We start from the raw sequence: 14,041 nt of genomic DNA on the forward strand, positions 1-14,041 counted from the left end.
ATATTTAATGAAAGAATACAGTGCATGTACAACAATTTTAGTAGGTAAAAAGGCTTCAGTTGATGGTTCGACCATGATTGCTCGTAATGACGACACTTTTCGCCCAATTACACCGCAAAAGTTTATTATCAGACCCGCTGCCAAAAATGAATCAGGTCGTAAAATTAAGTCTTGGTTAAATAAGTTTGAATTAGACTTACCTGAAAATGCCCAAGCTGTTCCGGCTGTACCAAATGTTGATTACAAAAACCGTGGTTATTATGATGAAAGTGGTATTAATCAAGAAAACGTGGCAATGTCATGTACCGAATCAACATACGGTAATGAACGTGCGCTTGCTTTTGATCCATTGGTAAAAGATGGTCTTGATGAAGATTGTATGCAGTCAGTTGTTTTGCCTTATATTCATTCTGCTAGAAATGGAGTTGAATATTTAGGCAAACTGATCGCTAAATATGGTTCACCGGCAGGTAACTCGGTTCTTTTTGGCGACAAAAATGAGATATGGTATATGGAAATTGTCACCGGTCATCATTGGGTAGCGCAACGTATTCCAGATGATGCTTATGCAATTGCTGCAAATCGGGTGTCCATTGAACAAGTAGATTTTGCTGACACAGCAAACTTTATGTGGAGCAAGGGAATTCAGGAATTTGTTGCCGATCATCACTTAAATGTTGATCATCAAGGTTGGAATTTCCGTCATATTTTTGGTACTTATAGTCAGCAAGATAGGTTTTATAATACTAACCGCGTGTGGTACGGTCAAAAATATTTTAATCCTGAAGTTGAACAAGATCCAACGGATGGGGACTTGCCTTTCATTCGTCGTGCAGCTATGAAAATAACCAGAGAAGACATTGAATTTGTGCTCGGCAGTCATTACCAAAACACTCCGTATGATCCTTTTGGTAAAGGCACAGATGAAGAGAAGCATCGTTTCCGTCCAATTGGTTTAAATAGAACGCAAAATTCCCACATTTTACAGATTAGAAATGATGTTGACCCTGATAAGGCAGCAATAATGTGGCTTTGTATTGGTGGACCAACTTTCACGCCTTTTGTACCATTCTTTGCTAATATGAATGATACTGATCCTTCTTACAATAACACATCAATGGAATATAATCTTAATGATGCTTGGTGGTACTACAAATCCTTGGCAGCACTTGTAGAAACGCATTACCCACAGTTTGTTCAACTAGATACTGACTATTTAAATGAGCTTAACCAATATTATCGCAGGCGTGTAGAAGATGTTATTGCTCAAGCTCAAGGTAAAACTGGTGCAGACTTGACCTCATATTTGACCAGTGCCAATCAAGAAACTGTCGCCTATACTAAAAAGCGTTCTGAAAAGCTTTGGGCCCAGATGATGATTGATTCAATCAATATGTCTAAATTAACCTTTAATATGGATGAAAATCTGTAAATCTAATTGTATTAAAAAAGTCTGGAAAATTTCCAGACTTTTTTATCGTGTGGTTAATGTCAGTTAGTTAATTTTTTATTCATGGCTGAATGACGAATGCCATAAAGCAAGTAAATAAGAATGCCGATTAGAGACCAAATTAACATGTATTTCTTGGCCTGCACATCTAAACCCCAAAATACAGCAAGGGATCCCAAGAATGCCAATAAAGGCAGCACGGGATACCATGGCATTTTAAATGCCGGATCAGCAATGTCTTTGCCTTCACGTGGACGCAAGCGATAAATTCCTAGAGAAACAAACATGAAAGCAATTAGAGTTCCTGCTGAAACTAGCTGTGTTAAGAATGAAAAAGGAATAAACGCTGATATAATAATTGCAATTACTGCGACAGTCCACAGAGAATTTGCAGGACGATGATCATCATTCAATTTACCTAGTCCTTTAGGAATCATACCATCGCGACCAAATGAATAAACTAACCGCGAACTAGCCATACAAAGTCCAATCAAAGCCGTAAACATGCCTAAAATAGCAACGGATTGAACTATAGTGGCAATATGTCCATATCCCGTTTTCCTTAAAGCATATCCTACAGGTTCAGCGGAATTTAAATATTGTTGGTAAGGAACCATCCCCACAAGCACCAAGCTAACAGCAACAAATAGCACAACTGCAATTAATAAAGAACCAATAATTCCGCGAGGCATAGTCTTTTGCGGATTAATAGCTTCTGCTGAGTTGGAAGCAATGGTATCAAAGCCTAAAAATGAAATATAGATCATTGATACCCCAGCATAAATTCCTTGCCAGCCACCAAAAGGTCCGTGAGCTGTTGGGCGGTAGTGAGGTATAAAAGGAATAAAATTTGCTTTTTTGACTACTGTCAGGCCAACAAATACAAAAAGCAAGATTGCCATTACTTTGACCACCACTAGTACATTCTCAACTCGTGAAGCTTTTGAAACTCCAAAACTAACTAAAAAAGCTGCTAGTAAAATTGCCAAAAGAGCCACTAAGTCAAACATTCCTCCATTTACGCCTAAAGGATTAGCTAAAGCCGCTGGTAATTTCCAGCCTAAAGGAGCTATTAATGCCCGCAAGTTTGCTGACAGACCAGAACTTATAAAAGCCATACCAATTAAGTATTCGGCTAAAAGAGCCCAGCCAGAGAACCAGCCCCAAAACTCGCCAAAAATAACGTTGATCCAAGAATAAACAGAACCAGCAAAAGGCATTGCCGCTGCCATCTCCGCATAGGCAAATGCCACCATACCGGCTACTATTGAAGCAACTACACAAGATATCGCGACTGCTGGACCTGTGTGTAATGCGGCTACTTCACCAGGCAAGGTGAAGATTGAGGTTGAAACAATGGTACCCACCCCTAGTGCTAAAAAATCACGAACCCTAAGAGTTCTAACTAAATGACCGTCTTTTTCCTGATATATTCCAGGATCTTCTTTCCGGTTCATCAATTTCCATAAATTCACTCTGAATTGCTCCTTAAGAATAAATTTTTTAGTCATTTTAAAAATACTTTTTACATTTAAAAAGTTCACACGAATAGCGACTAAAGTGCGAACTTGTTTAATGTAAATTGGCTTAAACAATCTGTGTCATTTAACGTTTTAAAATACTTTTGAAAAATGGCTGTTATTAAAATAAAAAGACGGTACAAAATCACAAATATTCGTGTACCGCCTAGATTTATAATTTCAAAGAATTTTTGTTCTCCGTAAGAGATAATAAAATTCCTAAAAATTAATTAAATTAATGATACAGATTTTGACTACAAAAAGCAAGAAATTATGGCAGACCTTAAGTAAAATTTTGGTTTTCAAGATCGTCAATTTATCACATTTTTGCTATACTGTTTCCAGGTGAAAGTAATGGACGAACTTGAAAAAAATGAAATCCTAGGCGATTTATACGCATATTATGGTTGTCTTTTAACTAAAAGTCAGCAAAGTTATTTTGAAGATTATTATTATAATGACTTATCTTTAGGGGAAATAGCTCTTAATCATCAGGTTTCTCGTCAGGCAGTTTACGATAATTTGCGTCGCTGCCGTAAATTGCTCAAAAATTATGAGGATAATTTACATATGCAAAGAGATTACAGCATGATAGAAACTAAATTAAGTAAAGTAGCTACTGCTGTTAAAAATGGCAAATCAAATCAGGCCTTACAATTAATTACTAAATTAATAAACGAACTGAGGGGAGAATAATTACATGGCATTTGAAAATCTAAGTGAAAGAATCCAAAAGGCTTTAAGAAATTTAACCGGTAAAGGGAAAATATCTGAAGATGATATTAATAGCGCAAGCAGGGAAATCAGACTGGCCCTACTTGAAGCTGATGTTAACTTTAAGGTTGTCAAAGATTTTATCAAAAAAATTAAGCAGGAAGCTTTAGGAAAAGAAGTTCAAGAAAGTCTTAATCCCGGACAACAGGTTATCAAAATTGTTAATGATGAGTTAACCAAAATGATGGGAGAAAGCGCCGTTTCTCTCAACAAATCTAAGCATATTCCTACCATTATTATGATGGTCGGTTTGCAAGGTACTGGTAAAACCACCACAGTTGGTAAGTTAGCAAACAGGTTGATGCAAAAAGAAAAAGCGCGGCCGCTGTTAATTGCTGGTGATATTTATCGTCCAGCTGCTGTTGACCAGCTTGAGCAAATTGGTGACCAGCTAAAAGTTCCGGTATATAGTGAAAAGAACCAAAAAGATGTAGCACAAATAGTGCAAGACGGTCTACGCCAAGCCGATAAAAATAAAAATGATTATGTCATTATTGATACCGCTGGACGTTTGGAAATTGATGAACCATTAATGGCAGAACTTGAGCGCGTCAAAGAAGTCGCCCAACCAGACAATATATTGCTAGTAGTAGATGCCATGACTGGTCAAGCAGCAACTGATGTGGCCAAAGGCTTTGACAGTCGCTTGGATATTACTGGAGTGATTTTAACCAAGCTTGATGGTGATACTCGTGGTGGTGCTGCACTGTCAATCAGAGCAGTAACCGGCAAGCCAATTATTTATACCGGTCAAGGTGAAAAATTGACCGACCTGGAACAATTTTATCCTGACCGTATGGCTTCAAGAATCTTAGGCATGGGTGACATGCTGACTTTAATTGAAAAAGCTCAGCAGGATTATGATGCCAAAAAAGCCGAAGAAGTTGCTGAAAAGATGAAGGAAAATACCTTCGACTTCAACGACTTTGTCGATCAGATTGAACAAGTTGAAAAAATGGGTCCTCTTGATCAACTGATGAAGATGATTCCGGGAATGGCTAACAATCCCCAGCTTAAAAATGTTAATTTCGATAAAAAACAAATTGTTTATGTAAAAGCAATTATTTCATCTATGACTAAAGAAGAGCGAGAGAACCCCGAATTGCTTAATCCTAGTCGCAGAAGAAGAATTGCTGCGGGATCCGGCCGACCTGTAGTTGAAGTCAACAGGATGATTAAACAGTTTAAACAAGCTCGCGACATGATGAGCAAAATTACTAAGGGCAACTTTAAAGGGATGGATAACCTGCCCGGAATGAATTCTCCAATGGGGCGGATGGCTATGAGACACATGGGTAAGAAATTCAAGAAAAATAAGAAAAAGCGTATGAAGGTCAAGAGATATCATTCTTAATTTTTAACCTGTTAAGTAAAAACACTTTACACCTTTAAAAATACGTGCTATATTATTTAACGTAACTTTTAGGAGGAAATAATTTTATGTCAGTAAAAATTCGTATGCGCCGTATGGGTGCCAAGAGAAAGCCTTTTTATAGAATAGTTGTAGCTGATTCCAGAATGCCACGTGATGGTCGTTTTATTGAAGAAGTTGGCTATTATAATCCAGTTTCCGTTCCTAAGGAATTGAAATTAGATGAAGATAAAATTTTTGAATGGCTAAAGAAGGGTGCACAACCTTCAGATACTGTACGTTCACTACTTTCTGGTGCAGGCTTAATGAAGAAGCTGCATGATTCAAAGTTCAATAAATAGTGAATCGTTTATTAAAAGTTTGAAGTCAACTGCTTCAAGCTTTTTTCTTTGAGTAGGAGAAACTATGCAATTTTATGATGTTGCGCGTATATTGTCTACCCATGGACTAAAAGGAGAGGTAAAAGTTGCTCTGATTACTGATTTTCCTGAAGAACGCTTTGCCTTAGACCAAGAACTTGCTTTAAAGGATAATCCGCAAACCAAATTAACTGTTAAAAGCGGTCGTCCTTTTAAGCAATTTTGGCTAGTACAATTTAATGAAATAACTGATATTGATAGCGCTGAAAAATTGCTAGGAAAAACGTTAGTTATCAGCGAGCACAATCAGCATGAGCTTCCAGATGGCGCATATTATTACCGCGATATTTTGGGTTGTGCAGTCATAGATAATCAGACCGGCAATGATTTAGGTAAAATAACTGGTATTGAGACTCCCGGTGCAAACGATGTCTGGGAAGTTACCGAACAAAATGGCAATGAATATTTAATTCCCTATATTGATGAAGTAGTTAAAAAAATAGACGTTGAACATAAAAAGATTTTTGTAGAACTTTTGGAAGGATTACGCAATGAAGATTAACGTATTGACGCTTTTTCCAGATATGTTTACACCGCTCACAACTTCAATGCTCGGGCGTGGACTGGATGATGGCAAATGGCAGCTCAACTTAGTCAATTTTCGTGATTTTACCACTGATGTTCACCATCACGTTGATGATAGTCCTTATGGTGGCGGAGCAGGCATGGTCTTGCAAATTATGCCGATCAAAAAGGCACTCGACTCAATTAGGAATAAAGGCAAAGTAATCATTACCGCGCCTCAGGGTAAAACTTTTAATCAAAAAATGGCTCAAGAGTGGTCTCAAGCAGAAAATCTCACATTTATTTGTGGTCACTATGAAGGCTTCGACCAGCGCGTTTATGATTTAGCTGATGAAATTGTTTCAATCGGTGATTATGTCCTAACGGGTGGGGAATTGCCGACAATGAGTATGATAGACGCTACAGTCAGGTTAATTCCCGGAATTTTGGGTAATGATGCTTCACCAGTAGAAGAAAGCTTTGCTCATGGCTTGCTGGAATATCCCCAATACACCAGACCGGAAAATTTTCAAGGAATGAAAGTTCCTGCAGTTTTAACATCCGGCAATCACCAAAAAATTGCGCAGTGGCGTCATAAAGAAGCATTGCGGGCAACTTATTTAAGCAGACCAGATTTACTTGAGCAGTATGCTTTAAGTAAAGAAGAAGAAAAAATGATGACGGAAATAAAACGTGAAGAAGATCAAACTTGATTTTACCTGTTATTTTTGCTAGTATGATTGAGGTGTAAATTTGTTTTGCACTAATAGTTAGGGGTATTCCGCTGACGTAGAGAACGCTAATGAATGCCGCAGAAGGAGAAAATAAAAATGGATCCATTAATTCAAGAATTAACTAAAGAACAATTACGTGATGATATACCTGACTTCCGTGCAGGGGACACTGTTCGTGTTCACGTGCGTGTTGTCGAAGGTTCACATGAACGTATTCAGATGTTTGAAGGCGTTGTTATTAAGCGTAAGGGCACTGGCATTGGTGCCAGCTACACAGTGCGTAAAATGGCATCTGGTGTCGGCGTAGAACGTACTTTTCCAGTAAACGATCCACGTGTTGCTAAAGTTGAAGTATTGCGTCACGGTCGTGTACGTCGTGCTAAACTTTACTACTTACGTGATCGTCACGGCAAGTCTGCTAGAATTGCAGAAAAGCGTCGTTAATTCACGCTTAAGTGAAAGAGAATCATTTCCAAAAGGGATGATTCTCTTTTTTGTTTATGTTAAAATCTTTAGCAATATATTTTTATTGAAGAGGAGAATTATGAAAGACCCATTTTTGTTAAATTTTGATACTGATCCGAGGGCTGTTTTAGAACCAGATCACGAACAAGAAATTAATAACTTTCATTTTCAGCCCAAGCTGCTGTTTGCATTCTTAACTCCTGCTGTAATCAGTGATTTTTTGGCTCGTTATCCTCATAAAAAGCTTGGATTCTTTGACTGCTTCGAAGGAGAAACTCCAATTTATGAGGTTGATTTAAACGGACAAAAAATTACTTTTTGCCAGGCAAAGCTAGGTGCTGCAGCTGCTGTAGAGCTATTAGATTGGTTAATAAGTTACGGTGTTAAACAAATTTTAGCAATCGGATCAGCAGGCTGTTTAGTTGATTTACCAGAGAACTATTTTCTAGTGCCTATAAAAGCTATTAGAGACGAGGGCACATCCTTTCATTATTTGAAACCAGGAACATATATTGACTTAAAGTCCGAGTTTCTAACTAAGACAAAAAAGTTGCTGAAAGAAGAAGGTTTAAAGGTTGAAGAAGTAACTACCTGGACAACAGATGGTTTCTTTAGGGAAACTGTCAAGAAAGTAAAGCAGGCTAAAGAATTGGGAGCCTCTTGTGTAGAAATGGAATGTGCAGCAATGGCTGCGTGTGCACAATTTAGAGAGGCAGATTTTGCACAAATATTATTTACGGCCGATTCTCTTAAAAATCTAGAAAAGCATGATGACAGAGGCTGGGGCAGGGATGCTCATGAGACAGCCATCAATTTGGCAGCAGAGATTATCAAAGAAATATGACCAACTTTGTGAAAAAGCGATAACGTGGAACTATAGTGAAACAGCATTATTATTCACAAGCAAATATTGTAAAAGCTGAAACTACAGTATTTTTAAAGCATATTTTTAATAAAAAGTTTGTGAAATTAAGTAAAGCATTAGTTGTGGAAAGTCTATTTCTTGCCATCATGGCAGTATTTTGAGAAGTTACGCTTGACTATTAACAGGAATTTTGCTAGATAAATATCTAAAAATACTTAAAGTTCAAGCAAATCAAAATAATAGTCAAAATAAGTCTGATAAACCAGTGAGACCAAGTGATTTGTCCGTAAAGAAAAATTCCATTTGCTAGAGCGGTAAGTAAAACTGCTACTAGAAATATAGAAGTTAAAAGTGGTTTTTTTAGAAAACTTCCGGCAATAATGCCTAATGCGGACAAAACGTTGATCATGATTAGCCAAATTGGCAAACTAGTAAAAGATAGAAAGCTGGCGCTAATCATGAGAACACCATATATAATAGTTAAAAAGATTGTAAGATATGACATTTTAATACCTCCACAAAAATTTAACCATCTGGGGTCGACCCAACGTCAAGGAAATAATTATGTATTTGAAAGAATTTATTCAAAAGGAAAATACTACACCTGATACCGTTAGACATTATATCTATTTAAAATTATTAAATCCTGGTCGTAAGGGAAAAAACTATTGGTTTATTGAAAACGAAACTGATACTTTTGAAGCAATTAAAGAGTTCCAAGGCTTAGGCTTTTCACTTCAAGAAATAAAGGACATAAAAAAACTACACGATGAGTCGTGTAGTACTGAAAAGCAGCGTAAACAAAACTTAAAGTTAATTAAGGCGAAAATCGCTGTTATAAATGCAAAAATAAACAAATTAAAAATGCAGAAAAAAGTGCTAGAAGAAGTAGGAGAAATTTTGCAGAAAAAAAGCACTATCGAAACGCGTAAAAATAATTTTTACTAATCCCAATAATGCTAAAGATTTATTCACTTAAATAATAGTATTACGGTATAGACCAACTACCTTACCCAAAATGTGAACACTTGACAAAATGATCGGTGCCATCGTATCATTTTCAGGTTGCAAACGATAGTGACCCTTTTCCTTGTAAAACCGTTTTACAGTTGCTTCATTTTCATCAGTCATCGCTACTACAATTTCACCGTTAATTGCTGATGATTGTTTGCGGACAATAACATTGTCTCCGTTTAGGATACCGGCGTTAATCATACTTTCACCGTGGACTCTTAGCATAAAGAGGTCTCCAGCATCATTTGCTAAATCAGGAGGTAAGGGAAAGTAATCCTCAATGTCTTCAACAGCCAGAATTGGTTGGCCGGCTGTGACATCGCCGACTACAGGAATTTTTTTCGGCTGGATGCCTATTGCCTTTTTTCCTTCATCTGTTATTTCCAATGCTCTAGGTTTGGTAGCATCCTTTATTAATAACCCCTTATTTTCAAGCCTTGACAAATGACCATGTACGGTAGAAGTAGAAGATAAATCTACAGCATGACAAATTTCACGAACAGTGGGGGGAAAACCTCTATCTTCAACCGTTTCATATATATAGCGTAAAATTTGCAATTGCTTAGTATTTTGTTTTGTAGTCATAGTTATCTCCAGTATTTTAAACGTTTTCTTATACATTTAATTTTAGCAAAATAAATTGTATAGTGCAAACAAACGTTCTAAAAATTAAAAACTTTTTTTCCTGCTAATAATAATGTAGACTTTTTTAATGAGAGGTGCTTAAAATGAAGGAAGATCTTGAGAAAAAAATGATAAGTCGAATAAATGAACTTTATCATAAAAAAGAATCTGTTGGACTAACAGAAGCTGAGGAAAAGGAACGAAAAAAATTACATCGGGAATTTATTAAGAACTTTAGAGCCGGCTTTAAGCAAGACGTTGAAAATTTAGTCATAATTGATAAAAATGGTAATGAAATTACATCTGAAAAAGCTAAGAAAGCTCAGAGAAAAAAAGGTTTAAGAAAAGATTAACTTTGATCTTTAATTTTATTGAATTTTTAGGTAAGATATATCTATTGGACAAATTGAGGTGATTATTTTATGAACTTAGGATTAGCGATCTTTCTAATTGTTATAGCACTATTGTTAGGTCTAGTGGGTGGCTTTTACGGTGCCAGAGCATATATGAAAAAATACTTTAAGGATAATCCGCCAATCAGTGAAGATATGATTGTTGCCATGATGTCTCAAATGGGCCAAAAACCTTCAGCGAAGAAGGTAAACCAAGTGATGAACATGATGAAGCACCAAAAGTAAAAACTTACTAGATTGAAATAGTGTTGCGGAGAATGGTATCTCCGCTTTTTTACTGAATTTTTTAGGTGAATAATGGGTATATTTTTTAAATTAGGCTGGTTTTTTAAAAGTGAGAAAAAGCGTTACCTCATTGGTATTACATTTTTAGCATTAACTTCAGTTGTGAACTTGGTGCCACCGAGGATTTTAGGCCTAATGGCTGATCAATTGGATAAAGGACATATTAGTTGGCAGGAATACGGTCTACTGATTATGGCTATCGTTTTAGCGGCCTTGCTGCTCTATGGCTTCCGCTATTTTTGGCGTAGTCAGATTTGGGGTGGAGCGGCTGAACTGGAACTGCAGTTAAGATCAAAATTATTTCGTCATTTTATGGCTATGGATCGCACTTTTTATCAACGTCACAGAACTGGTGATTTGATGGCTCATGCCACAAATGATGTTTCGGCTGTTCAGGAAGTTGCAGGTGAAGGTGTCTTAACTTTAGTAGATTCACTCATAATGAGCGTATCTACTATGGTGGCCATGATTGCTTTTGTTGATTGGCGTTTAACACTTGTAGCTCTTTTGCCTTTGCCTTTTTTGGCTTGGGGGGCATGGAAATTAGGAGACAGACTACATGATGCTTTTGATAAATCTCAGGCAGCCTTTTCCAAATTAAACAATAAAACTCAAGAATCTGTTTCTGGTATAAAAGTTTTGAAAACTTTTGGACAGGGAAAAGAAGATACGGCTGCTTTCAATCAAATGATAGACGATACTATCAAAATCAATAAAAAAGTTTTTAAATGGGATTCCATGTTTGATCCTTTAGGTACATTTCTAATTGGTTTGACATATACAATAACTATTATTTATGGCGGAATGCTAGTTTTTAACAAAGCTCTCACTATTGGCCAATTAGTCTCATTTATAGCATATATCGGCAATATGGTCTGGCCAATGTTTGCGATTGGGTATCTTTTTAATATTTTAGAGCGTGGAAGTGCTAGTTACGATCGTATTGAAAAACTATTAGAAGAAAAATCTGAAATCACTGACAAAAATGCTGATCAAAAATTATCTGCCAAAGATATTGCTGGAGATCTTATTTATCATGTTAAATATTTTGCATATCCAGATGAGCCTAATGTCCAAGTATTAAATAATATCAACTTTACGTTAAAGACGGGGCAAACTCTGGGTCTTGTTGGTAAAGTAGGGGCTGGAAAAACAACTATCATACAGCTTTTACTAAGGGAATTTGATAAATATGATGGTCATATCACCTTAAATGGACATGATATCAGGGAGATCCCGCTTAACGTTTTACTGCGCCAAATCTCATATGTGCCTCAAGATAATTACTTATTTTCAACAAGTATTCAAAAAAATATTGCTTTTTCAAAAGCAGACAGTAATGAAAGTGCTATTGTTTCTGCGGCCAAGAAAAGTGATTTGCATAATGATATTTTACAAATGCCTGGTGGCTACAATACTTTGGTCGGCGAAAATGGCGTTTCACTTTCCGGTGGACAAAAACAACGCATGTCTATTGCCAGAGCCTTGCTGAAGCAAAGTCAAATTTTAGTTTTAGATGATGCATTGTCAGCAGTTGATGCCAGAACTGAAATGGCTATTTTACATTCATTGAAAAAAGAACGAAAAGGGAAAACAACCTTAATTGCTACGCATAGACTCACATCAGTGATGAATGCTGATTTAATTTTAGTACTAAAAAATGGTCGGATTGTTGAACGAGGGACCCATGACCAGTTGCTAAAATTAAATGGTTGGTATGCAGATATGTGGCAAAGACAAGAATTAGAAGACAAGGTAGGTGACTCAAATGGATGATGAAAATTCATTTCAATCAGTCTGGTCGCAAGAAATTCCAGTAAAAGAGCAATTTAGCATTTTTAAACGTTTATTGCGGTTTGTGATGCATTTTAAAAATGAAATGATTATTGCTGGTATAGGTGCCTTTTTAGTAAGTGTAATCAACGTTCTGCTACCATATGGTTTACAATATTTTTTGGATAACTTTTTGAGTAAAACTGATGTTACAACACAAATAATTTTATTTGCCGGTTTTCTTTACGCATTTGGTTCTATTGTTAAAGGAATTTTACAATTTACCTATGAGTACTTTTTTGCTTTAGGATCTGAAAAATCACTTGAAGGATTGCGGTCAGAACTTTATAAAAAATTGCATACATTAGGAATGCGCTACTTTGACCAAACTCCAGCTGGTTCAATAGTCTCAAGAGTAACAAATGATACTATGACCTTAAGCAATTTTCTGACTGTTTTATCAAGTGTGGTAATTTCATTTTTCTCAATCATTTCGGCTATGGTAGCGATGTTTTCTACAAATGTAATGGCCGGACTAATAGTACTTGCTTTTTTGCCCTTGCTTTTAGTGATCATTTGGCAATATTCTAAAAGAAGTTCTAAACTTTACCGTAGTTATCGCGAGCGACTGAGTCGCATCAATACTAACCTAAATGAATCAATTGAAGGAGTTTCTTTAATCCAGCAATTTAAGCAAGAAGAGCGCATGACTAATCATTTTGAAAATGAAAACACAGCTTTAATGAAAACAAGATTTGATATGATTAATCTTAATTCTTTTTTGCTGTCACCTTTAACTAGTCTTTTATATTCGCTTGCATTAGCATTAACTTTAATGTATTTTGGCTTTCCATTAAGGGAAACATTCGTTCCGGCTGGTGTTGTTTATGCATTCTCACAATATATTTCTCAGTTTTTTAATCCAATTGCCAATATGATGGATCAAATGACTTTTTTCCAAGATGGTATTGTGGCAGGTAAAAGAATTTTTCGGATATTAGATAATACTGATTACGAACCGCAACAAAAAGCTGAAGCAGGATTAACAATTAAGCAAGGAAAGATTGAGTTTAAGCATGTAAGTTTCTCTTATGACGGCAAAAATGAAATTTTACATGATATTTCTTTCACAGTTAACCCTGGAGAAACTTTAGGCATAGTTGGCCATACGGGTTCTGGTAAAAGCTCAATTATTAACGTAATGATGCGTTTTTATGAATTTTATAAAGGTGAAGTACTAATTGATGGCATTGACATTAAAAAGTACCCTAAAGCAGAATTGCGCAAAAAACTGGGATTGGTTTTGCAAGAACCCTTCATGTTTTACGGAGACATTAATTCCAATATTCGCCTTTACAACAAGGACATTACGGATGAACAAATACAAAAGGCTGCAGAAACTGTTCAGGCAGATGGTTTTATTGAGAATCTCCCTGGAAAGTACCATGCTAAAGTAGGTGAAGGTGGCAGTGAGTTTAGTCAAGGCCAAAGGCAATTGATTTCATTTGCCAGGACTTTAGTAACAGATCCCAAGATATTGGTTTTGGATGAAGCAACTGCAAATGTTGATACTGAAACTGAAACGCTCATTCAGCAGGGATTAAAAAGACTGCGCAAAGGTCGTACAACTTTGGCTATAGCACACAGGCTTTCAACTATTGTTGATGCAGATCAAATTATCGTTTTAAATGATGGCAAAATAGTAGAAAGAGGCAATCACGAAAAACTTCTTTCACAAAAAGGTTATTATTATAACTTATATACCTTACAAAATAGCCAAAAGTGAAAAAAAGCACAAAGCTAAAAACTTTGTGCTTTTTTATATTTGG

At 36.3% G+C, this 14,041-nt stretch carries 16 protein-coding genes; 13 read left to right on the forward strand and 3 right to left on the reverse strand.

From position 1 onward, the window contains the following. Positions 1-7: 7 nt before the first annotated feature. Positions 8-1,432: a C69 family dipeptidase gene (locus LDM92_RS00735; RefSeq protein ID WP_223901608.1), complete on the forward strand. Its 1,425-nt coding sequence runs from the start codon at positions 8-10 to the stop codon at positions 1,430-1,432. Between the two features lie 59 nt (positions 1,433-1,491). Here LDM92_RS00735 and LDM92_RS00740 read toward each other — a convergent pair whose 3' ends face one another. Then, on the reverse strand, positions 1,492-2,925 hold the full coding sequence (locus tag LDM92_RS00740) for an APC family permease (protein ID WP_223901609.1): 1,434 nt from the start codon (positions 2,923-2,925) through the stop codon (positions 1,492-1,494). A 399-nt stretch (positions 2,926-3,324) separates the two neighbouring features. Here LDM92_RS00740 and ylxM point away from each other — a divergent pair, with 399 nt between their 5' ends. The 7 genes from ylxM (at position 3,325) to LDM92_RS00775 (ending at position 8,082) form a co-directional block, all read left to right on the forward strand. Then, entirely contained in the window at positions 3,325-3,666 is a 342-nt protein-coding gene (gene ylxM / locus LDM92_RS00745) for a YlxM family DNA-binding protein (protein WP_223901610.1), read from the forward strand. A 4-nt stretch (positions 3,667-3,670) separates the two neighbouring features. Then, entirely contained in the window at positions 3,671-5,098 is a 1,428-nt protein-coding gene (ffh, locus tag LDM92_RS00750) for a signal recognition particle protein (protein ID WP_223901611.1), read from the forward strand. A gap of 86 nt (positions 5,099-5,184) precedes the next feature. Beyond that, positions 5,185-5,457: a 30S ribosomal protein S16 gene (gene rpsP / locus LDM92_RS00755; protein ID WP_038523039.1), complete on the forward strand. Its 273-nt coding sequence runs from the start codon at positions 5,185-5,187 to the stop codon at positions 5,455-5,457. 64 nt (positions 5,458-5,521) lie between these two features. After that, entirely contained in the window at positions 5,522-6,037 is a 516-nt protein-coding gene (rimM, locus tag LDM92_RS00760) for a ribosome maturation factor RimM (RefSeq protein WP_223901612.1), read from the forward strand. Further along, a complete protein-coding gene (gene trmD, locus LDM92_RS00765; RefSeq protein ID WP_223901613.1) occupies positions 6,027-6,752 on the forward strand; it encodes a tRNA (guanosine(37)-N1)-methyltransferase TrmD in 726 nt (241 codons plus the stop codon). The genes rimM and trmD overlap by 11 nt, the downstream gene beginning before the upstream one ends. 117 nt (positions 6,753-6,869) lie before the next feature. Then, positions 6,870-7,217, forward strand: coding sequence for a 50S ribosomal protein L19 (gene rplS / locus LDM92_RS00770; RefSeq protein ID WP_034981588.1), 348 nt, complete (start codon positions 6,870-6,872; stop codon positions 7,215-7,217). Between the two features lie 97 nt (positions 7,218-7,314). Beyond that, a complete protein-coding gene (locus LDM92_RS00775) occupies positions 7,315-8,082 on the forward strand; it encodes a nucleoside phosphorylase (protein ID WP_223901869.1) in 768 nt (255 codons plus the stop codon). Positions 8,083-8,308: 226 nt separating this feature from the next. Here LDM92_RS00775 and LDM92_RS00780 read toward each other — a convergent pair whose 3' ends face one another. Continuing rightward, on the reverse strand, positions 8,309-8,608 hold the full coding sequence (locus LDM92_RS00780) for a hypothetical protein (RefSeq protein ID WP_223901614.1): 300 nt from the start codon (positions 8,606-8,608) through the stop codon (positions 8,309-8,311). Between the two features lie 59 nt (positions 8,609-8,667). Here LDM92_RS00780 and LDM92_RS00785 point away from each other — a divergent pair, with 59 nt between their 5' ends. Then, positions 8,668-9,051, forward strand: coding sequence for a MerR family transcriptional regulator (locus LDM92_RS00785; protein WP_223901615.1), 384 nt, complete (start codon positions 8,668-8,670; stop codon positions 9,049-9,051). A gap of 27 nt (positions 9,052-9,078) precedes the next feature. Here LDM92_RS00785 and lexA read toward each other — a convergent pair whose 3' ends face one another. Then, positions 9,079-9,702 carry a transcriptional repressor LexA gene (gene lexA / locus LDM92_RS00790; RefSeq protein ID WP_223901616.1) on the reverse strand — a complete coding sequence of 208 codons (624 nt, stop codon included), beginning with the start codon at positions 9,700-9,702 and terminating at the stop codon, positions 9,079-9,081. Positions 9,703-9,845: 143 nt separating this feature from the next. Here lexA and LDM92_RS00795 point away from each other — a divergent pair, with 143 nt between their 5' ends. The 4 genes from LDM92_RS00795 (at position 9,846) to LDM92_RS00810 (ending at position 13,998) form a co-directional block, all read left to right on the forward strand. Beyond that, positions 9,846-10,094 carry a DUF896 domain-containing protein gene (locus LDM92_RS00795; RefSeq protein WP_046332245.1) on the forward strand — a complete coding sequence of 83 codons (249 nt, stop codon included), beginning with the start codon at positions 9,846-9,848 and terminating at the stop codon, positions 10,092-10,094. Positions 10,095-10,163: 69 nt separating this feature from the next. Beyond that, the gene (locus tag LDM92_RS00800) at positions 10,164-10,379 is read left to right on the forward strand and encodes a YneF family protein (RefSeq protein WP_046332244.1); all 216 of its coding nucleotides are present in this window, start codon (positions 10,164-10,166) and stop codon (positions 10,377-10,379) included. 72 nt (positions 10,380-10,451) lie between these two features. Continuing rightward, complete coding sequence (locus tag LDM92_RS00805) at positions 10,452-12,215, forward strand: ABC transporter ATP-binding protein (RefSeq protein ID WP_223901617.1); 1,764 nt, start codon at positions 10,452-10,454, stop codon at positions 12,213-12,215. After that, positions 12,208-13,998 carry an ABC transporter ATP-binding protein gene (locus tag LDM92_RS00810; RefSeq protein WP_223901618.1) on the forward strand — a complete coding sequence of 597 codons (1,791 nt, stop codon included), beginning with the start codon at positions 12,208-12,210 and terminating at the stop codon, positions 13,996-13,998. Before LDM92_RS00805 ends, LDM92_RS00810 begins: the two co-directional genes overlap by 8 nt. The last annotated feature ends 43 nt before the right edge of the window (positions 13,999-14,041 follow it).

Source organism: Lactobacillus laiwuensis, assembly GCF_019972835.1.
In the GTDB taxonomy this organism is placed as follows: domain Bacteria; phylum Bacillota; class Bacilli; order Lactobacillales; family Lactobacillaceae; genus Lactobacillus; species Lactobacillus laiwuensis.